This window comes from Citrobacter sp. KTE151, from assembly GCF_000398845.1.
GTDB lineage: Bacteria > Pseudomonadota > Gammaproteobacteria > Enterobacterales > Enterobacteriaceae > Citrobacter > Citrobacter braakii.
Genome location: NZ_KB976063.1, coordinates 454,782 through 475,590 on the forward strand (window position 1 = coordinate 454,782; position 20,809 = coordinate 475,590).

At 51.8% G+C, this 20,809-nt stretch carries 20 protein-coding genes; 8 read left to right on the forward strand and 12 right to left on the reverse strand.

The window, feature by feature from the left end; translation table 11 throughout:
* Positions 1-125: 125 nt before the first annotated feature.
* On the reverse strand, positions 126-704 hold the full coding sequence (locus tag WC7_RS19195; RefSeq protein ID WP_016152163.1) for a helix-turn-helix transcriptional regulator: 579 nt from the start codon (positions 702-704) through the stop codon (positions 126-128).
* 618 nt (positions 705-1,322) lie between these two features.
* Positions 1,323-2,498, reverse strand: a complete 1,176-nt coding sequence (locus WC7_RS19190; RefSeq protein WP_016152164.1) for a coiled-coil domain-containing protein — start codon at positions 2,496-2,498, stop codon at positions 1,323-1,325.
* 246 nt (positions 2,499-2,744) lie between these two features.
* On the opposite strand from WC7_RS19190, the gene pheP reads away from it, so the two are divergent.
* The 5 genes from pheP (at position 2,745) to WC7_RS19165 (ending at position 8,796) form a co-directional block, all read left to right on the forward strand.
* Positions 2,745-4,139 (forward strand): phenylalanine transporter, encoded by a 1,395-nt coding sequence (gene pheP / locus WC7_RS19185; protein ID WP_032931079.1) that lies wholly within the window; start codon positions 2,745-2,747, stop codon positions 4,137-4,139.
* Between the two features lie 165 nt (positions 4,140-4,304).
* Positions 4,305-5,546, forward strand: a complete 1,242-nt coding sequence (locus tag WC7_RS19180; RefSeq protein ID WP_016152166.1) for an MFS transporter — start codon at positions 4,305-4,307, stop codon at positions 5,544-5,546.
* Between the two features lie 15 nt (positions 5,547-5,561).
* A complete protein-coding gene (locus WC7_RS19175) occupies positions 5,562-6,590 on the forward strand; it encodes a sugar phosphate isomerase/epimerase family protein (protein ID WP_016152167.1) in 1,029 nt (342 codons plus the stop codon).
* The gene (locus WC7_RS19170; RefSeq protein WP_016152168.1) at positions 6,587-7,738 is read left to right on the forward strand and encodes a Gfo/Idh/MocA family protein; all 1,152 of its coding nucleotides are present in this window, start codon (positions 6,587-6,589) and stop codon (positions 7,736-7,738) included. The genes WC7_RS19175 and WC7_RS19170 overlap by 4 nt, the downstream gene beginning before the upstream one ends.
* A gap of 77 nt (positions 7,739-7,815) precedes the next feature.
* Positions 7,816-8,796, forward strand: a complete 981-nt coding sequence (locus WC7_RS19165) for a LacI family DNA-binding transcriptional regulator (protein ID WP_016152169.1) — start codon at positions 7,816-7,818, stop codon at positions 8,794-8,796.
* A gap of 3 nt (positions 8,797-8,799) precedes the next feature.
* Here WC7_RS19165 and WC7_RS19160 read toward each other — a convergent pair whose 3' ends face one another.
* The 4 genes from WC7_RS19160 to WC7_RS19145 form a co-directional block, all read right to left on the reverse strand.
* A complete protein-coding gene (locus tag WC7_RS19160; protein ID WP_016152170.1) occupies positions 8,800-10,044 on the reverse strand; it encodes a mechanosensitive ion channel family protein in 1,245 nt (414 codons plus the stop codon).
* Between the two features lie 64 nt (positions 10,045-10,108).
* Positions 10,109-10,762, reverse strand: coding sequence for an oxygen-insensitive NAD(P)H nitroreductase (nfsB, locus tag WC7_RS19155; protein ID WP_016152171.1), 654 nt, complete (start codon positions 10,760-10,762; stop codon positions 10,109-10,111).
* A 119-nt stretch (positions 10,763-10,881) separates the two neighbouring features.
* The gene (locus WC7_RS19150; protein ID WP_016152172.1) at positions 10,882-11,250 is read right to left on the reverse strand and encodes an MmcQ/YjbR family DNA-binding protein; all 369 of its coding nucleotides are present in this window, start codon (positions 11,248-11,250) and stop codon (positions 10,882-10,884) included.
* Positions 11,250-11,831 carry a TetR/AcrR family transcriptional regulator gene (locus WC7_RS19145; protein WP_016152173.1) on the reverse strand — a complete coding sequence of 194 codons (582 nt, stop codon included), beginning with the start codon at positions 11,829-11,831 and terminating at the stop codon, positions 11,250-11,252. The genes WC7_RS19150 and WC7_RS19145 overlap by 1 nt, the downstream gene beginning before the upstream one ends.
* Before the next feature lie 189 nt (positions 11,832-12,020).
* On the opposite strand from WC7_RS19145, the gene WC7_RS19140 reads away from it, so the two are divergent.
* Both WC7_RS19140 and WC7_RS19135 read left to right on the forward strand, forming a co-directional pair.
* Positions 12,021-13,133 carry an MBL fold metallo-hydrolase gene (locus tag WC7_RS19140; protein WP_016152174.1) on the forward strand — a complete coding sequence of 371 codons (1,113 nt, stop codon included), beginning with the start codon at positions 12,021-12,023 and terminating at the stop codon, positions 13,131-13,133.
* 17 nt (positions 13,134-13,150) lie between these two features.
* The gene (locus WC7_RS19135; protein WP_003021996.1) at positions 13,151-13,492 is read left to right on the forward strand and encodes a RamA family antibiotic efflux transcriptional regulator; all 342 of its coding nucleotides are present in this window, start codon (positions 13,151-13,153) and stop codon (positions 13,490-13,492) included.
* A 21-nt stretch (positions 13,493-13,513) separates the two neighbouring features.
* Here WC7_RS19135 and WC7_RS19130 read toward each other — a convergent pair whose 3' ends face one another.
* A complete protein-coding gene (locus WC7_RS19130; RefSeq protein WP_016152175.1) occupies positions 13,514-13,762 on the reverse strand; it encodes a DUF1158 domain-containing protein in 249 nt (82 codons plus the stop codon).
* Between the two features lie 66 nt (positions 13,763-13,828).
* Positions 13,829-14,947: a YbdK family carboxylate-amine ligase gene (locus tag WC7_RS19125; protein ID WP_016152176.1), complete on the reverse strand. Its 1,119-nt coding sequence runs from the start codon at positions 14,945-14,947 to the stop codon at positions 13,829-13,831.
* A gap of 255 nt (positions 14,948-15,202) precedes the next feature.
* On the opposite strand from WC7_RS19125, the gene WC7_RS19120 reads away from it, so the two are divergent.
* Entirely contained in the window at positions 15,203-15,907 is a 705-nt protein-coding gene (locus WC7_RS19120) for a GNAT family N-acetyltransferase (protein ID WP_016152177.1), read from the forward strand.
* A 75-nt stretch (positions 15,908-15,982) separates the two neighbouring features.
* Here WC7_RS19120 and WC7_RS19115 read toward each other — a convergent pair whose 3' ends face one another.
* Genes WC7_RS19115 through WC7_RS19100 form a run of 4 tightly spaced genes read right to left on the reverse strand, consistent with a single transcriptional unit; the run spans position 15,983 to position 20,750 of the window.
* Entirely contained in the window at positions 15,983-17,491 is a 1,509-nt protein-coding gene (locus WC7_RS19115; RefSeq protein ID WP_016152178.1) for an FGGY family carbohydrate kinase, read from the reverse strand.
* A gap of 32 nt (positions 17,492-17,523) precedes the next feature.
* Positions 17,524-18,942, reverse strand: a complete 1,419-nt coding sequence (locus WC7_RS19110) for an L-fucose/L-arabinose isomerase family protein (RefSeq protein ID WP_016152179.1) — start codon at positions 18,940-18,942, stop codon at positions 17,524-17,526.
* Positions 18,943-18,979: 37 nt separating this feature from the next.
* The gene (locus WC7_RS19105; RefSeq protein ID WP_016152180.1) at positions 18,980-19,927 is read right to left on the reverse strand and encodes a transketolase family protein; all 948 of its coding nucleotides are present in this window, start codon (positions 19,925-19,927) and stop codon (positions 18,980-18,982) included.
* The gene (locus WC7_RS19100; RefSeq protein ID WP_016152181.1) at positions 19,920-20,750 is read right to left on the reverse strand and encodes a transketolase; all 831 of its coding nucleotides are present in this window, start codon (positions 20,748-20,750) and stop codon (positions 19,920-19,922) included. Before WC7_RS19100 ends, WC7_RS19105 begins: the two co-directional genes overlap by 8 nt.
* Between the last annotated feature and the right edge of the window lie 59 nt (positions 20,751-20,809).

A 20,809-nucleotide genomic window follows, 5' to 3' on the forward strand; every position in this document is an offset into this window, starting at 1 on the left:
GGATGTGCTACCCGGTAATAGATTTTTGGAAATAGGATTCCCTTCCGTGCGATGCGGAATTAAAAAGTGAGCCGAAAGAAAATCTTTTAAATAATAACCGTGATAATTGTCCTTAAATAAGTCAGTTACGGCTGGCTATAGTGAGAAATGGTGTACTTGAGTCGGGAGTTATTTTTCCCGAGTTTTCTGGCAATGTTGCTTTTGTACGCCCCGATGGTTTTTTCACTTTTTTGTGATGCCCCAGCGATTTGAGTCAATGACCAACCCCGGGCAAGCATCATCATTACGTTAAATTCGTTTGCTGTGATTTTGTTATTTATTTCTTTGATATTACGTGGTTTTTTGTTTTGTGATATGCACGTCACGGCATGCAGTAACCGATCAAGGCTGGCGTCTTGATCGAGGAACAGCATGTTCCTCCCGCAAACGGTTTGAAAAATAGAAAAAGTAGCTTCATCTGCCAAAACAATAATTTTTGTGGCAGGGCGTAAAGCCATGTTGCGGATAATCCTGGCATATTTTAAAAAATCTGAGTTGTCAGGATTAATAATGATGCAATCCATTTCATAAGGGATTTTGTTGACGGCAGAAAGCGTCTGAGAGGAGTAGTACGCGATATCAATATATAATGATGAACCACGTAGGATTTCTCGCATGCCTAGCCAGGGATAAATTGATTCACCCAAAAAAATAGCCTTAGACATAACGATCTCCTTGAAATTTTGGTGCAAGCGGTCGCCTCTTTTTTTAGGCTAAAAAAAGAGTTTCTTGCGACGCATGAAATGTTAATTAAATCTCGTATGACGTTCTTTGGTGTGAACGCATCCTTATTTATTGCAGATTCAACAGGTATTTTCTGTATTAATTTGAATCATTAACTATTCTTAAAGTAGATATTACACTTTGTTAAAATTTAAGATAAATCGTTTATTTCAGCTCTGAGTAAATGATTGATAGATTTCGCTTATGGATCACGCGAATAATGTTTCAGCCATTTCTATAAAGACAGGGTATTCCTATTTGTACTGGAGGGGATTTATATGAAAAATCTTATATTTCAAACAGATAACCATTCTTCTTAATGGGACTATTGGCAGGTAGGAGAATTCTTAATCAAGGCCAGGATAAAGAGAGAGGGAGAGCGGTGGGAGAGAGAAATATTGTCTTATTTGCAGTTATCGACCTAAAACTCGAGTATTTAAGTTGATAACTCTGACTTATCTTAATAACTAAGCATTTTGTGCCATTTTTATCATTTGGTGCTTAATCTTCAAATCTCGCTTGAAGATGTTATATTTTCTGCTTGCTATCGCTGATAGCGCTTAGCCCGCCAACAGCTCCTGCTCAACCTGTTGCACCTGTTGTTCCAGCGTATTGCGGATTTCCGTAAGCGCCCGTTGTTGATCGGAGAAGTAAGCCTCTTTATCCGTCACGGAGGTGGCAAGGCGCCAGGCGTTCTCAGCTTCCAGTTCGGTAATCTCTTTGAGCAGTGCATTAATTTGTTCTCTGAGCTGCTGTATTTTGCTGCGTAAATGCTGCAGATCGTTCAATCGGTCACTCGCCATCATCGGTTCGAGGCCGCTTTGCAATTGAGTCAGTAGCGCCCGAACGGCAGCAAGGTCGGCATTTTGGCGCGCCTGGTTAAGCTGCACCATCATCTGATGCGCTTTCTCTTTCAGATCGTCCGCCACCACGTCCGGATGACAAAGACGGCTGGCCTGACGCCACAGGCGTTTTAACTCATTACGCTCTTCAGAAGAAAGTCGTTGGTCACGGCTAAAACGATGTTGCGCATCCTGCTGCTGCTCCTGATATTCATCATATTCATGGCTGGCTTCTTCCTGTGCCTGACGGGCTGCGCTGTCGTCCTGGCGAGAAAAGTCGTTTTCCAGCTCACGAATCTCCGCCAGCAGGGCGGTAATAAGCTCCGTTTGTTGCTGAATTCGTTGACGTGTTTCCACCGATTCGCGCGAATCTGAATTCTGGTTCATCCAGAGCTGCTTAAGCCTGGCCAATTGATCAACGGCCTGGGAAATATAGTGCTGGCAGGATTGATAGTCTTGCTCCCGGCGTTTTCGCTCCGCTTCCTGTTTGCGCTGGGCGCTGGCGGCGAGCTGTTTACGCAACTCGAGGATCCGGCTCATCAGCGGCCCAAGGCGAAGATGATACAGATCGTTGAAATCATCGAGGATTTGAATGCGCGTGTTGCGCTTGTCGATCAGGTCACGCAGCTGTGTTTCGAGCGCTTTTAGTTCCAGTTTACTGGCGGCAATGGCAGGATCCTGCCACGTTGAGACTGCCCGTTGAGATTGCAGCCAGGCCGTGATTTCACGTAGGGCATCACTAAAGCGCCGTGCTTCGAGCGCCTGAACGATGGCGCCTGGCAAGACTGACATAGGCTCATTTTTCAGATGATCTACCTGCTGGAAAATAATCTCCTCATCTTCCAGTTCAATAGCGCTTTTGACGATTTCCAGTCGTTTGATGATCTTATTCATGACAGTCGTTGCCTGGCCTGGCTCAAAAACGAGTGGCTGAAACACAGCGGGTTCACCCGTTTGAAAATGTTAGAAAAACAGTAAAGCGCATTCTGTGGCCTGCGATGCCTTTTCGTCCAGAATAATTCACTGTAATTATGAACAAACGCAATGCCACGGGCACAGCGGGTCCTTATTGCGCCTTGCGACAACCAGGTTGAAATGTTAAAAGAAGCCCCTTCAATAAAAACGACACAGGGGAAGGGCGTGAAAAACGCGTCAACTGCATCTGACACCAGCGTGTCTGATGCCGCGTCAACGAATGAGCCGACGCTTCAGCGGGGGTTGCAAAACCGCCATATTCAATTAATTGCGCTGGGCGGCGCAATTGGTACCGGCCTGTTTTTGGGCATTGGCCCGGCTATTCAGATGGCGGGACCTGCGGTGTTACTGGGTTACGGCGTTGCCGGGATCATCGCTTTTTTGATTATGCGTCAACTGGGCGAAATGGTGGTGGAAGAACCCGTTTCGGGATCGTTTGCCCATTTTGCCTATAAATACTGGGGACCGTTCGCGGGATTTCTGTCCGGCTGGAACTACTGGGTGATGTTTGTGCTGGTTGGCATGGCGGAACTGACCGCGGCTGGGATCTACATGCAGTACTGGCTGCCCGATGTCCCGACCTGGATTTGGGCCGCGGCATTCTTCGTGATCATCAACGCGGTTAACCTGGTCAACGTACGTCTGTATGGCGAAACGGAATTCTGGTTTGCACTGATTAAAGTGCTGGCCATTATCGGCATGATTGGTTTTGGCGTGTGGATGCTGTTTTCCGGTCACGGCGGGGAACATGCCAGCATTGATAACCTGTGGCGTTACAACGGCTTTTTTGCCACCGGCTGGAACGGGTTGATCCTGTCGCTGGCGGTGATTATGTTCTCCTTTGGCGGACTTGAGCTTATCGGGATTACTGCCGCAGAAGCGCAGGATCCGCAGAAAAGCATTCCAAAGGCGGTAAACCAGGTGGTGTACCGTATTCTGCTGTTTTACATCGGTTCTCTGGTGGTGCTGCTGGCGCTGTACCCATGGGTGGAAGTGAAATCCAACAGCAGCCCGTTTGTGATGATCTTCCATAATCTTGATAGCAACGTGGTGGCTTCTGCGCTGAACTTTGTCATTCTGGTGGCTTCGCTGTCGGTATATAACAGTGGCGTCTACTCTAACAGCCGTATGCTGTTTGGTCTCTCTGTCCAGGGGAACGCGCCGAAGTTCTTAACCCGCGTCAGCCGTCGCGGCGTACCGGTAAATTCACTGATCCTCTCCGGTGCTATTACGTCTCTGGTCGTACTGATCAACTATGTCCTGCCACAAAAGGCCTTTAGCCTGCTGATGGCGCTGGTTGTGGCGACGCTGCTGTTGAACTGGATTATGATCTGCCTGGCCCATCTGCGATTCCGGGCGGCGATGCGTCGTAAGGGACGTGACACGCAGTTCAAAGCGCTGCTGTACCCGGCAGGGAACTACCTGTGTATTGCTTTCCTTGGCATGATTCTGGTGCTGATGTGTACGATGGACGATATGCGCCTGTCAGCTATCCTCCTGCCGGTGTGGATCCTGTTCCTGTTCGTTGCCTTCAAACTGCTGTGTCGTAAGTCCCGCTAAGTTTCTACCGATCCCATCGTCAGGATGGGATCGGATCTTCTCTCAATGTTTATCGTGACCGCTCTCGCAATTTTGCCTTTGCTGGCAGGATCTTTATTTTGTAATCGATTACTTTTCTATTGAATCTATTTTGTAATCGATTACTTTTTAAGGGTGAGGCAAAAAATGGTGTCAACAACCGAAAGTAGTGGAAAACAGAACGTACAGTACCGGCTGCTGGTACCCCGGCTGTCGCTAATGATGTTCTTACAGTTCTTTATCTGGGGAAGTTGGTCCGTCACGCTGGGGCTGGTGATGAGCCAGCACAACATGTCGCTGCTGATTGGCGATGCGTTTTCAGCCGGGCCCATTGCTTCTATTCTGTCGCCGTTCGTCTTAGGGATGCTGGTAGACCGCTTTTTTGCCTCGCAAAAGGTGATGGCGGTGATGCACCTTGCAGGCGCGGCGATCCTCTGGTTTGTTCCGCAGGCATTGGTGGCGCAAAACGGTGCGCTGTTAATTGGTCTGCTGTTTGGCTACACGTTGTGCTACATGCCAACGCTGGCGCTTACCAACAACATTGCTTTTCATAGCCTGTCGGATAAAGACAAAACTTTCCCGGTGGTGCGGGTGTTTGGCACCATTGGCTGGATTGTCGCGGGGATTTTTATCGGCGTAACCGGAATCTCGGATACTACCGGCATCTTTACGCTGGCGGCGGTTATTTCTGTGATTCTGGCGCTCTACAGCCTGACGTTGCCCAACACGCCCGCACCAGCGAAAGGGCTGCCGGTAAAAGTGCGCGATCTGTTTTGTGCGGATGCTTTCGCCTTACTCAAGATTCGTCATTTTTTTGTCTTCTCGCTCTGCGCGATGCTTATTTCTGTACCGTTGGGAACCTATTACGCATATACCGCGTCGTTTCTTGCTGATGCGGGCGTTGGCGATGTCAGTACGGCGATGTCGTTTGGTCAGATGTCTGAAATTTTCTTCATGCTGGTGATCCCGTTCCTGTTCAGGCGTCTGGGCGTGAAATACATGTTGTTAATCGGGATGTGCGCCTGGTTTGTGCGCTACGCATTCTTTGCCCTCGGCATCAGCGAAGAGGGCCGATTCCTGCTGTATCTCGGCATTCTGCTGCACGGCGTGTGCTACGACTTCTTCTTCGTGGTCGGCTTTATTTACACCGATCGTATCGCCGGGGAGAAAGTAAAAGGTCAGGCGCAAAGCATGATCGTTATGTTTACCTATGGGATCGGTATGCTGCTTGGTTCGCAAATTTCAGGCGCACTTTACAACCGTCTGGTGGCGGGGCAAACGGTGCCTCAGGCGTGGACCACATTCTGGTGGATCCCGGCAGTGGCTGCCGCAGTGATTGCCGTGATTTTCCTTTTCTCTTTCAAGTATGACGACAAAGAGCAGGCGTAATTTTCAGGAGGGGTTATGAAAACCATCAAGGGGCCTGGCATTTTTCTGGCGCAATTTATCGGGGATCGTCCCCCATTAAACACCCTGGAAGGCGTGGCAAAATGGGCGGCGGAGCTGGGCTATAAGGCATTACAAATCCCGTGTAATCACAAGTCTTTGTTTGATGTCGAACAAGCAGCCAGAAGTCAGGCCTATTGTGATGATATTCGTGGGATGCTGGCCGGGCATGGGCTGGTGATTAGCGAACTATCTACCCATCTTGAAGGCCAACTGGTTGCCGTCCATCCGGCTTACGATGACGCTTTTGACGGATTTGCTCCGCCATCTGTACGCGCTAATCCGCAGGCCAGGCAGGCGTGGGCCATCGAAACCCTCCACCAGGCCGCTGCGGCTTCGCAAAGGCTGGGGCTGACGGCGCATGCTACGTTTTCTGGTTCGCTCGCCTGGCCCTTCTTTTATCCGTGGCCACCGCATAACCGTCAGCGCTTTGAAGAGGCTTTTCTGGAGCTGGCGCGCCGCTGGAGGCCCATTCTCGATCGCTTTGATCATCATGGGGTGGATGTTTGCTTTGAGATCCATCCCGGTGAAGACCTGCACGATGGCGTAACGTTCGAGCGCTTTCTGGCGCTGGTTAATCATCATCCTCGCTGCAACATTCTCTATGACCCGAGCCATCTGTTATTGCAGCAGATGGATTACCTTGGGTTTATCGATGTTTACCACTCGCGCATTAAAGCGTTTCACGTCAAGGACGCTGAGTACCACGCCAGTAGCCGCAGTGGTGTCTATGGCGGTTATCAGCCGTGGCTCGATCGCGCTGGGCGTTTCCGTTCCCTGGGGGACGGTCAGGTCGATTTCAAAACCATCTTCAGCAAGCTCACACAATATGATTTCTCTGGCTGGGCGGTACTGGAATGGGAGTGTTGCCTGAAAGACGCGCAAACCGGGGCGCGTGAGGGGAGTGATTTTATACGCCGCCATATTATTCCGGTTTCTTCACGCGCATTTGATGATTTCGCCGCTGGCGATGAGGTACGCAAATGATACTGGTTGGCATTATTGGCAGCGGTTTTATTGGGCCTGCACATATCGAGGCGTTGCGTCGACTCGGCGGTGTGAACGTGGTGGCGCTCTGCGATAGCTCGCTGGCGGTTGCCCAGGAACGTGCAGATGCTCTTCATATTCCTCACGCGTACGGCAGCGTTGAGGCGCTGCTGGCGCATCCCGGACTGCAGGTGGTGCATAACTGTACGCCGAATCATCTGCATGCCGACATCAATCGGCAGATTTTACGCGCGGGTCTGCACGTGTTTTCAGAAAAGCCGCTGTGTATGACGCCTGATGAGGCTCGTGAACTGGAAACGCTGGCGGAGCAGGTAGGAGTGGTACACGGCGTGAGCTTTGTCTATCGTCAGTTTGCGATGGTACAACAGGCTGCCAGTATGGTCAGGCGCGGTAGCGTGGGGCGTCTGTTTGCCGTCCAGGGGAGCTATTTGCAGGACTGGATGCTGCTGGAGACTGACTACAACTGGCGGGTCGATGCCAAACAGGGCGGCAACTCACGGGCGGTTGCGGATATCGGTTCCCACTGGTGTGACACGGTGCAATTCGTCACTGGAAAACGTATTGTCGAGGTGATGGCCGATCTGGCTATCGTCTGGCCGGTACGAAAAGCCAGCATCGCCAGTAACGCTACGTTTGGCCAGCAAACGGCTGACCTGCAATTTGAGGATAAAGCGGTGACGACGGAAGATTGTGGATCGGTGCTGGTACGTTTTGACGATGGTAGCAAAGGCTGCTTTAGCGTTTCACAGGTGAGTGCCGGGCGCAAGAATCACCTGAGCTTTGAAATTAACGGTAGCCAGAGTTCACTGCACTGGGATCAGGAAACGCCGCAACAGCTTTGGGTCGGGCACCGTCAGCAGGCGAACCAGATCCTGACGGATGACCCAGGATTGATGAATGCGGATGTTGCTGCCAGTGCGCACTTTCCGGGTGGGCATATTGAGGGCTGGCCGGATGCGTTCAAAAATATGATGCAGCAGTTCTATCAGGCGGTGCAGGCAGGCAAAATGCCTGCGACGGCGGAGCGTCGATTTGCGTCATTTTCTGATGGTGCGGATGTGATGTATATCATTGATGCGATTATAAAAAGCCATCAGCAGCAGCGCTGGGTATCAGTGCAGCGCTAAACACGCACCCGGTTCGCCGGGCAGTGATTTTATGGTAGCCTCAACGTAAAGCCTAAACCGCAGGACTTGTCGTCGTTATGTCTATTCAAAAAATCGCCCAGCTTGCCGGTGTGTCGGTGGCGACGGTATCGCGTGTGCTGAATCACAGTGATACCGTCAAAGCCAAAAATCGCGAGCGCGTGCTACAGGCTATTAAAGAAAGCAATTATCAGCCCAACCTGCTGGCTCGTCAGCTGCGTACGGCACGCAGTTCGATGATTCTGGTGATGGTTTCCAACATTGCCAACCCTTTTTGTGCAGAGGTTGTTAAAGGCATTGAAGAAGAGGCGGAAAAGAATGGCTATCGCATTTTGCTGTGTAATTCCGGCTCGGATACCGCCCGCTCAAAATCGGCGCTAAAGCTGCTGTCGGGGAAAATCGTTGATGGCATTATCACCATGGATGCATTCTCAAAATTACCGGAACTGACCACGCTGATTGGCGACGCTCCCTGGGTTCAGTGCGCGGAATATGCTGATAAAGGCGCGGTTTCCTGCGTAGGGATTAACGATGTTGACGCTGCGCAGTCGGTAATATCTCACCTGGTGGAAAAGGGCTATCGACGCATTGCGCTAATCAATCATGATCTGAGTTATAAATACGCCCGGTTGCGCGAACGCGGCTATAAAGCGGCGCTGCATGCGCTGTCGCTTGAGTATCAGGCCGTAGAATACGCCAGCGAGTTAAGTTCCAGTGCAGGAATTGCGGCGATGAAAACATTGCTTGCCGCAGAGGTGAAACCCGACGCGGTGTTTGCCGTATCGGACACGCTGGCCGCTGGCGCGATGCGTGCTATTCTCAATGCCGGATTACAGATCCCGCAGGATATCGCCGTCGTGGGATTCGACGGTACGGAACTGGCAGAAATGGTTTCCCCACAGCTTTCGACCATTGAGCAGCCCTCGCGGGATATAGGCCGCAAAGCGGTAGGATTGCTGCTGAATAAAATAGAAAATCCTGACGCGCAGACGGAAAGGGTGATGATGGACTGGCGCTATATTTCACGCGCCAGTACCTGAGCGTTATCGTTGAAACGCGCCTGACAGCGCGCGAATATCATTTCCGGTGGGTGACTGATGAATGCGCAAGCCAAATTCTTCGATCACGGCGAATATATGGTCGAAAATATCAGCCTGAATACTTTCATATTCCAGCCAGACCACCGTATTGGTAAAGGCATAAATTTCGATCGGTAAGCCGTGATCGTCTGGCGCAAGCTGGCGCACCATTAACGTCATATCTTTGCGAATCCGCGGATGATGACGCAAATATTCGTTCAGATAGGCGCGGAAGGTGCCAATATTCGTCATCCGACGGTGGTTTAATACCGATTCAGGCGCATCTAACTGTTGATTCCACTCGTCAATTTCCTGATGGCGCGTGGTCAAATACGGTTTCAGCAGGTGCGCTTTATGCAGCCGCTGACGCTCATCCTCATCAAGAAAATGAATGCTGGTGGCATCAATGCTGATGCTGCGTTTAATGCGTCGCCCACCGGAAGCCGACATCCCACTCCAGTTTTTAAAAGAGTCCGATACCAGTGACCAGGTTGGGATAGTGGTGATGGTGTTATCCCAGTTGCGCACTTTTACGGTGGTTAAGCCAATATCAATCACCGCGCCATCTGCGCCGTATTTAGGCATTTCCAGCCAGTCACCCAACTTCAACATATCGTTGGCTGAAAGCTGTATTCCGGCCACCAGCCCGAGGATCGGATCTTTAAACACCAGCATTAACACGGCGGCCATGGCACCGAGACCGCTTATCAATATTGCCGGTGACTGACCAATCAGCAGGGAAATCATCAATATTCCGACGACAATAGCGCTGATGAGCTTGATGCCCTGAAATATGCCTTTTAGCGGCAATTGCGATGCGGCAGGGAATTTTTGCGACAGATTGAGAATGACGTCCAGCAGGGAAAACAAGGACAACAGGGCGTACATCATGATCCACAGCTGTGCGCAGGTTACTAATATTTCTGCTGCTTCACTGCCTTTCTGTAACCAGAGTGCGGCCTGTATATTAACAATGATACCCTGCAGGGTGAATGCCAGCCGGTGAAATAACTTGTTCTGCGTGATGATTTGTAGCCACAGGCGGGAGCTGGCGTTGGCGCGCTTTTCAAATGCGCGTAATACCACCCAGTGCAAAATAACGTGAACAATAATGGCGGTGATAAAAATAATGCCAAAAATCATCACCAGTGAGGTGGTGTGATTTATTTCAATGCCGAGTTCTTCTACCTGAGATATCAATTCCTGCATAACGTCTCCTTAATAAACAGCGGTCTATGATGACCGCTGTGTAGAGCTTATGCAAATGCGGGGATTAAACTTCCGTCAGTGTTGTTTCCAGCGGCAGACGAGATTTTGGCAGCGCGGCGTTGAAATCTTCTACGCTGTGATGACCCACCGGGACCACAACTACGCTGGTGAATCCTTTTTCTTTCAGGCCAAATTCTGCATCCATCACCGCCGCATCGAAGCCTTCGATCGGCACCGCATCCAGACCCATCGCCGCCACGCCCAGCAGGAAGTTACCGACGTTCAGATACACCTGTTTTGCCATCCAGTGGTTGTCATCTTTCAGCTCTTTGCGATGCATGTCGGCAAAGAAGGTACGGCCTTTGTGGTTTGCGGCTTTGGCTTCAGGGGTGGCAAAACGGCCATCGCGCTCTTCTTGATCCACCACGCGCTCCAGCCAGGCATCGTCCATCGCCGTTTTGGCGCAGAACACCACGACGTGGGAAGCATCCAGCATTTTACGTTCGTTGAATACAAAGCCGCCGGCTGCGGATTTCGCCACGCGCGCTTTACCTTCGTCAGTGCTGGCAACGATAAAGTGCCACGGCTGAGAGTTGGTGCTGGACGGACTAAACTGCAGCAGCGTTTTTAATTTTTCGGCCTGCTCAGCGGTCAGTTTTTTATTCGGATCGAATGCCTTAGTGGAGTAACGTTTTAAGGCGACAGAAACAATATCCATAACTACTCCTGGTGATTTTTCATACCCTGCGGGTGCGTTTTGTTTCAGCAGGGTACAGGGTTAGCAAGAAAAAGATAAGACAGGAAAATGCAAAAACACTTATCGGAGTTAACGATAAATCAACCTGGACGCAGGCGTTTTTGATCCCGCTTCGCCAGGCCGTCTACGACGCGATGCCATGAATCATTTACCAACTCCGTCAGTAATGACTCGGTAATGTCGTCGCCTGGGTAGACCGATATCCAGTGCTTTTTATTCATGTGATAGCCGGGTTCAATGCTGGGGTAGATCTGCTGATTTAACAGTGACTTTTGCGGATCGGCTTTCAGGTTAACCAGCGGGCGTCCGCGAAGCTCTGAGACCAGCATAAAAATTTTGCCGCCGACTTTGAAGACATCGTATTCCGGGCCGAATGGCCAGCAGTGCTCGGTAAAAGGCAGTTCGAGCGCAAGGCGCTTTGCACAGGCATGTAAAGTCTGGCCGTCCATTATTTTTCCTCACGGGTGAGTGCGCGCCACATCGCCTCAAATCCCATCGAAATATATTCTTTTGCGCGAGCCGCGTCGCGGGCGGCGAACTCCATGGTGGTCTCTGCCAGAGAAAGAAACAGCGCGTCGCCAAAGGCGCGATACTCGTCAGACATAAACTCAGGTCGTACGGAGCGATGACAAAGATCGCGCAGTTCCGGGAACATATCGTCAGCCTGCTGTTCCGTTTCTTTGCTGATTTTCTCGCTGACGGCCAACTGACGAATCGTGCGATGCCCGCAGGTATGGTTCAGGCCCCAGCTAATGTAGCTGTTCCAGATGTAGTGAGTCATGGTTTTGGCATCGGTCACCGATCGATCCAGATTTGCCATCATCGACTGACAAAGGTCTTGCTTCAAAAAGAGGTAAAGCTCGTTGATCAAATCATCTTTGGTCGCGAAATAGCGAAACAACGTCCCCTCCGCAACCCCTGCATTGCGGGCTATCACGGCGGTAGATGCCGCAATGCCTGATTGTGCAAATGCTGTGGTTGCAGCTTCCAGTAATGCCAGTTTTTTGTCTTCACTCTTCGGACGAGCCACTACACTTTACCCTTAAGTCTGTAAAAAACATGATTGAATCACGGCCTTTGCAGCACCGCAACGGCGAATGTCAAAGATTGAAAATCATCTTGACGGCGAACTTTCGATTTCTATAATGAGTGCTTACTCACTCATAATCAAGAGTCAGTCGCGCAAACCAGCGGAAAGGGGCGCGTTTAAGGTCAGGATATGAAGCGTCTCACAGTTTGTGTGGTTGTTATTATGCTTATTGCCGCAGCTGCAAGTTTACCGTTTGTACTCAATGCCGGGTTTGGTCAGGCCCCGCAAGGGGCACAACTGAGTTTGGTTGAACAGTCACCTCACTATCGTGATGGACAGTTTCATAACCAGGTGCCGACACCAGGCTATACCGGCAACAAAGGCATGCTGGCGGCCTGGTGGGAGTTTCTGGTCGCTAAGCGTGATAATGCGCGCCCGGCGCAGCCGTTACCGCTGGTGGCAACCGATCTCGCCGGACTTTCGCCACAGCAGGATACTCTGGTCTGGCTGGGCCACTCCTCATGGTATTTGCAGCTGGCGGGTCAACGTATCCTGATTGATCCGGTATTTAGCAATTATGCCGCACCGTTTTCATTCCTGAACAAAGCCTTTGCCGGAGATTATCCGTGGACTGCGCAGACGATGCCGGAGATCGATCTGCTCATTATCTCGCACGATCACTATGACCATCTGGATCTCGCCACTATCAAGGCGTTAATGCCGAAAATTAAGCGGGTGATTACGCCGCTCGGCGTAGGGTCGCATCTGCGTTACTGGGGGATGCGCAGCGAGATAATCGAAGAGCGGGACTGGAATCAGTCCGTCAGAGTGACGGATTCACTGATCGTTCATGTGCTGCCTGCTCGTCATTTTTCGGGGCGTGGTATCAAGCGCAACCAGACGCTATGGGCGAGCTTCATGTTCGAAACGCCGGAGCAGAACGTTTATTACAGCGGAGATTCCGGCTATGGACCGCATTTTAAAGCCATCGGTGAGCAGTTTGGCTCGGTTGACTTGGCGATTATGGAGAACGGTCAATATGACCAGGACTGGAAGTTTATTCACATGATGCCAGAAGAGACGGCGCAGGCCGCGGCCGATCTGCATGCGAAAGCCGTGTTGCCAGGGCATGCCGGCCGTTTCGTTCTGGCGAAACATACCTGGGATGATCCCTACAAACGACTGGCGCTTGCCAGCCGGCGTCAGGATTACCGACTACTGACGCCAATGCTGGGTGAACCGGTAATTCTGTCCGAACCGGACCAACCGTTTACGGCCTGGTGGCAACAGGCGACTCAATGAATACAGGGGAGAGCATGATGACGATTTCTGCTCAGGTCATTGATACGATTGTTGAATGGATTGATGATAATTTGAATCAGCCATTGCGCATTGATGATATTGCACGCCATGCGGGATATTCCAAATGGCACCTGCAGCGTCTTTTTATGCAGTACAAAGGCGAAAGCCTCGGGCGCTACATCCGCGAGCGTAAGCTGCTACTGGCGGCGCGCGATCTACGCGATACCGACCAGAAAGTGTATGACATCTGTTTGAAATACGGATTCGATTCGCAGCAGACCTTTACGCGAATTTTCACCCGTACGTTCAGCCAGCCGCCGGGCGCCTATCGCAAAGAAAATCATAGCCGAACGCATTAACGGCAAAGGGTTCTCGCGGGCCTAATCCGCCAGCGAGAACCAGCGCCGCCAGATAAAACGCAGTACAAAATATTCAATCACCCCCAGCAGTAAAAACCACAGACAAAATAGCAAAGTATAAAATTGGTTGAGATCCATCAGATGAAAGGTGGCGACGAGTTTTTGCGCCAGCACAATGCCCAGTGAGGGGGCGGGCAGCAGCAGGCAAGACAAAAAAGCCAGCAGCAGGATCCCTGCGGCGGTCATCAGTGATTCAAGCGGGTGTTTCATGGCATTGTTAAACTTGAGTTAAAAAGCCATTGTCCGGGATCTCTGTGGGCAACGCAAACGCCACGCTTACAGCCCGCCCCAAATCTCACAATGTTTTTTCACCAGACCGCTCAGTGATCCGCCGTCGGCGACGAAATCACGCATGCTCTGCGCTTCATCATGACCATTTTTAACCTGCAGGCGTAAGGATTCAATCGCGCTGGTCGCGCCCACTTTGTCCGCAGAAGCGGCGACATTCTCCAGTAGCCGTAGCGTGTCATCTGACAGGCGGTGCCCATCGCCAGTATTAACGTCGGTGATGATTCCCGCCATGCCAAAGCGGCAGGCCTGGAAACGGTTAAATTTATACAGCAGGTAATCACGCTCCTGGTGCTTGAATGGCCGTTTAGTGAGCAACCAGTGGGCGATAGCCTGAATAAGTCCCGCCATATTGACTGCGTGTTCAAGGGTTAGCGGAGTGTCCATGACGCGAACCTCTACCGTACCAAAGTGCGGGCTGGGGCGGATATCCCAGTGTAAATCTTTAATGCTATCAATCATGCTGGTGTAAGCCAGTCGACGAAATAACCCCTCGAATTCCTGCCAGTTATTCACCCACGGCATCGGGCCATTATCAGGAAATCCGGAGAAAATATTCAGCCGCGCGCAGGCAAACCGCGTGTCGGACGTTTGCATGTAAGGTGAGGCGGCAGAGAGTGCAATAAAATGGGGAACAAATCGCGACAGGCCGTGCAGGAGGTAAATAGCATCATCGCCGTTTACACAGCCGATATGCACATGTTGGCCGAATACCGTCGCCTGCTGAATAAGATAGCCAAAATTTTCCAGGTTGCGCCGATAGCGTTCGTCATCGCAGACTTCCTGACGTTGCCATTTTTGAAACGGATGCGTACCGCCGCCACAGATGGCGAGGTGATGCTCGGCAGCAACCCGCGAGATTATCTGCTGCATGGCGGATAATTCAGCACTCGCCTGGTCGATATTGCGACAAACCCCGGTCGCCATCTCCAGCATACTTTCAGTGATATCGTGCTTTACTTCTCCGGCGGTGAGCTGCGGCTTTACGGCGTCAATCAGTCGGGAAGAGTCCTGGCTCAGGTCGTAGCCCGGAGGATTGACCACCTGCATTTCCAGTTCAATGCCTAACGTAAAAGGGTCTGAAACATGAAAATCGGGTAGGGACATAGTGTTCTCTTCAGCGTTGATTTTTAATCAGTATAGACGCGTCATCTTGCAAGCAGCAGGTGCGTTGACTGCGCCTGCTCACCCTGGTCATTTACTTGAGAAAGCTCACAGCCGAAGGCAGCCTGCAACTCGAAACCCAAAGAGTATAGAAGGGCCGCTGAATTTCTGTTCGATGTCAGAAATCCCCCCGTGATGCTTTGAAGGCGAAATGGCCGGTGTTATAACTATTTTTTACTTCGCAACAGGGGTTGAATCGTGCCGGAAATTAATCTTTATGGACAGACCGTCGGCGATATTGTGCCTGACTGGAATGGTGCAGCCGTACTGCCGCGGGAAGAACTTGCAGGGCAATATTGTCGACTGGTTCCCCTGGATGCCGATAGCCATGCCGCCGATCTGTTTGATGCTTACGCGCAGGCGCCAGACGATCGCGACTGGACCTGGCTTGCAAGTTCTCGCCCCACGAGCGTTGAGGCCACAGCTTGCTGGGTAGAGGGCAAATCCACGGATGCATCTCTGGTTCCCTATGCTGTCATTGAACAGCGTTCCGGTCGTGCGGTGGGACTGGTGTGCTTTATGGCGATCGAACGGGAGCATGGTTCGGTTGAAATTGGTCATGTAACCTGGTCACCGCGCATGAAAAATACGGTACTCGGCACCGAAAGCATCTGGCTGTTGCTGCGCCAGGCGTTTGCGTTGGGCTATCGTCGCGTGGAGTGGAAATGTGACTCTCTGAACACGGCTTCCCGTCGGGCGGCGGAGCGCCTTGGGTTTATCTTCGAAGGACGTTTTCGCCAGAAGATTGTGCGCAAGGGGCGTAATCGCGACAGCGACTGGTTATCGATGATTGATAGCGAATGGCCCCAGTGCGACGCTGTTTTGCAGCGCTGGCTGGCTGCCGATAACTTCGATGAAAAAGGGCAGCAACGCCGATCGCTGGCGGCGTGTCAGCCGCAGTAGCTCGCTTTTGAAGAATTAACAGTGCGCCCACAGTCAGTTATGGCTGCGGGCGCATTTATCATTAGCGTTGATTTATTAACGGGTTTGCCAACGGGTGCGTTCGACGGCTCCTTGCCATTCATGCCAGCGTTTTTGCAATCTCCCATGGCGCGCCATGTTTGGCTGGAACGATACGTGATCGGGCAGATAATCTCGCAACTGGCTGGTAGATGCACCTTGCAGCTTCTTGCGCGCCAGCAATCCGGCACCGATAGCGGAAAGTTCAGGGATATCGCTGCGCATCACCGGACAGCCCAATAAATCGGCTTGATACTGCATTAGCCAGTCATTTTTTGTTGGCCCGCCATCAACCATTAACGCGCTGAGTCGAAAACCGTTGTGCTGGCGCATCGCTAAAACAACATCGGCAATCTGATAGGTAATCGACTCCAGTGCCGCACGTACCAGATGTGCGCGTTTCACTCCGCGGCTGAGACCGTGAATCAACCCCCGGGCATCTTCATCCCACCAGGGCGCGCCCAGCCCGGTAAGGGCCGGAACAAAATAGACGCCCAGTGTGGAGTCAACCGTGGCGGGCAGCGTATTGAGCTCATGAAGCAGTTGCTCTTCCGGTAATTCGCTAAGACCTGTGCTATCGGCCATCCATGCGACGGCATCTCCCGTATGCGGAATATTACCTTCCAGCCCGTAGACCAGGGTGTCACCGTCATGCCAGGCTATGGTCGTTGCCAGCGCGCTCACCTCGGACTGCGCCGAGAATACGGGTGCCATAACGGAAGATCCGGTGCCATAGGTCGCTTTGACGCAGCCTTCCATACCCAGCCCATGGGCAAAAAGCGCAGCATGAGAGTCGCCAATCATCGCCAGAATAGGGATTCCATCAGGTATCCTCTCCAGACCTTTTGTTACGCCAAAATGGTGGCTGGAAGGGCAAACTTCGGGCAACGCCTGCTGCGGGATACCGAATAGAGCCAACATCTCGTTATCCCATTGTCCGCTGTTGAGATTGAGCAACTGCGTGCGTGAAGCGTTGGAGATATCGCAACGAAATTCCTCGCCGTGCGTTAAGTTCCACAGTAACCAGCTATCGATGGTCCCGAGACATATTTCCCCTTGCTGTGCGAGCGTCATACCGTTGGGAACTGACTCCAGCAGCCAGCGCATTTTAGAGGCGGAAAAGAGTGGGGCAACGGGTAATCCAGTGATGGATTTTATGTACGCCTCGTGCCCCTGTTCACGTAATGCACGGCAAAAATCGGCCGTGCGCGAACATTGCCAGGTGATAGCAGGGCCGAGAGGGCGACCGCTGGCACGATACCAGCCTATCGCCGTTTCACGTTGATTGCTGATCGCCAGCGCTGCGACGCGTTGTGCGCCGACGCAGGTAATGGCTTGTGCCACAACATCCAGTGATGCGTCCAGAAGTGCATCACCTGACTGTTCAACCCAGCCTTCACGGGGCGTGTGGATCGCCAGCGCGCGGGAGAACTTCGCGACCACCTTTCCCTGACCATCCAGCGCTACGGCTTTGGCATTGGTGGTGCCTTCATCAAGCGCAATAATAATGTCTTTTTGTGCTGACATTGTTTTCTCCAGCCCTTCGGTTTCCCTGAGTATTAGCGATGGAAAAAGGTATCCACCCCGAGATAGCGGGTGAAAGCTTCATGCAGTACCTCTGCGCTGGCGGAATGGTTCATTGCCACGTGATGCTCAAAGCCATTACGACAAATCCATGCCAGTAGGTTCTCCAGATGAGGTACCTGGATTACCGCTCGGCAGCCGACAGTGTCCAGCGGATCGTCAACCGATAGTCCTTCGCCGACGTAGGCTTTGATTTCGCCGGTTAAATCGTCGGTACTCAGGCGGAAGTAGGTCAAGGCACCGCTTTTCATACGACCATGAACTGCACCGCAGGTATTCTCTTTACCGACGGTGGTACCGATGATATCCGCCGTCCCCATCTTCGGGCTGTCCAGACTGGCTGATGCGAAATTACCGCAGTGAAAAAGAACGCATTTATCACGATCGTCGCCGAAATTATTGTTCCAGTCGGCAATGGATGCTGGACTTAAGTTGCTGCTGGCGAGGGCGTACATTGACAACGCGCCCATCACATCCACTTCGCAGGCACTGGGCATTAACTGCCCGGACATCACGCTCATGATTGAGCACACGTTGATGCCTAAATTTTCCTGCAGCGAGGTCCAGCACTGGATGGCAGTCGTATCAATATCATTAGCGATGACCCATTCGCTGATAACGACAAACAGTTTTGCCATGGTGACCAGTTTGTCGGCTGGAATGGCGCTGGCGTCGGCGTTATCCATCAACAGGCGGCGTTTTTCATCCACCCGGATATCGTCGTCGCGCAGTCGTTTGATGCGGGTAAAGACTTCAGACAGATCCAGTGTTTCAACGGCAATACCTAGTCTCTCGAGCAATTTTTCGCTGTAGCGGACGGTGTTAAACCCAGCTGGACGTGCGCCGATAGCGCCGACGCGAACTCCGCGCATGCTGGCGACCACGCGACAGATTTGTTCGAAACGTTTCAGGTCTTGTGCAAACACCTCGCCTGACAGGTCGCAAACATGCTGGGTGGTTAGCGTAAACGGAATACCGTACTGGCGCATGTTATTGCACAGGGAGATCTTGCCGCAGAAGCTGTCACGGCGAGTGGCAAGCCCCATTTTATCCAGGTTGTCTTCCTGCGCCTGGATCAGAACCGGGACATCTAAACCGGAAAGTCGCAGCGTTTCCGCTATCGCTTTTTCATCGCCAAAGTTCGGCAGTAGTACCACCACACCGTGAATCTTGTCGCGGTGAGCGCGGAAAAGTTCAGCACAAACTTTCGCATCCTGACGGGTTTCAACACCGCCGAGTTCTGTCTGCGTATCGTTGAGCATAATGGTGTTAATGCCCAGCCGCTCAAAGAGCACGCTGGCTTGTTCGCGGGCTTCAGCAACCAGATAGCTCGGGAAAAATCCCCGATTGCCAATAATCACCGCCATGGTCAACTGATGAGGAATTCGTGACATCGCTTTCTCCAGTAAGTGTTCTGTTGTTGTTATTGTTTTATCGTGTTGCCAGCAACAGTGCGGTGGCGTTTTTCACGACACCCGCCGCGTCAATTTCATGGTGCGCGCGCGTTGCTGCACGATCGGCTGCGATTGCATATTGGCCATCGGCAATCCCCAATCTACGCAGTGGAATAGCACAGCCAGCTTCTGCCAGCACTTCAGCCACCAGACTTCCCACGCCGCCATTAATGTTATGTTCTTCCACGCTAACCACTGCCTTGCAGTGGGTTAAAGCTGCCAGTAACTGTTGGGTATTGCAGGGACGAATTGACGGTACACTGATTACGCTGGCGTCAATACCCGCCTGTTCCAGCACTGTGGCAGCCTCGACAATTTCATGCACAGTTGAGCCCATTGCCACCAGTGCGACATCCTTTCCTTTGCGCAAAATATCGATATTACCCGGCGCGAACTGGTAGTTTTCGTCGTGTAATTCGGGTAAGGCTTTGCCATCCAGGCGAATATAAACCGGACCTATGTGGCTTAAGGCGTAATCGAGAATCTGTCGGCATTCCACCGGACAGGACGGGGCGTAAATCTCAATATTTCCAAAACCGCGTAGCACGGAAATATCATCAATGCTGTGGTGCGTACTGGCGAGCGGTCCATAGCTGGCCCCTGCGTTCAGGCCAATCAACTTCACGTTGGTATTGTTGTAGCAAATGTCGACTTTAATTTGCTCATTGGCCCGTGAAATCAAGAAGGGTGCAGCGTTACAGGTGACGGCGATTTTACCGCCCAGCGCTAGTCCGGCAGCAGCACCGACCAACGTCTGTTCGGCAATACCCACGTTGACCAGACGACCGGGAAATTCCTTCATAAATGGGGCGATTTTTGCTGTTGATGTTGAGTCAGCCACCACCGGCACAACATCCATTCCACGTTTGACCGCGGCAATTAACGTGTTCACCATGACGGTGGCGAGGTGTTCGCTATTACGCATCTTTCAGTTCCTCCAGCGCCAGTTCAACTTCTTCTCCTTTTGGCACGCGATGGTGCCATTCCGGGCGGCCCTGGATAAAAGAGATCCCGGCTCCTTTGGTGGTGTGTGCAATGACGACATATGGCTTGCCTTCAGGGGTTAATCCTTCCAGCGTGCGCACCACATCACTCATATCGTTCCCGCGACACTCTGTGACTTGCATACCGAAGGCTCGCCATTTTTCATCCAGCGGATCGGTGTTCATGATCTCTTTGGTTGATCCGGCAAGCTGGAGGTTATTTTTGTCGTTGATGATAATCAGGTTATCCAGTTTATAGTGGGCAGCGACCAGTGCTGCTTCCCAGTTGCTGCCTTCGGCCAGTTCACCATCACCGGTGACGACAAACACCCGGCGTTTGCTGTTGCTGCGTTTAGCCGCCAGCGCAATCCCTACTGCAACCGGCAGACCGTGACCAAGAGCTCCGGTATTCAATTCAATTCCTGGCGTTTTATGTTTTACCGGATGCCCCGGCAGATGCGAATCAGCGTGTTGATAGGTCGCCAGCCAGTCCACAGGAATAAAACCGGCTTCCGCCAGGACACAGTAGTAACCGCCCACAGCGTGACCTTTTGACTGGATGTAGATATCGCGCTCGTCGCTCTCTTTAATCTCCGGGGAGCAATTCAGGATGCGAAAATAGAGTGCTGTCAGCAGTTCAACCTGCGACAGGTCTGCGCCAGTGTGCCCGCCAGCCGGGCTTTCAGCATTCAACACAATAATGCGGCGACGCACGGCACGTGCTTTCTTTTCTAGCTCAGGTATTGAGAGCGAAAACGGATTCATAAGACACCTCTTGAATGTTTAATCTTGAGTGAATAAATATTCCATGTGAGTGCAGTAGT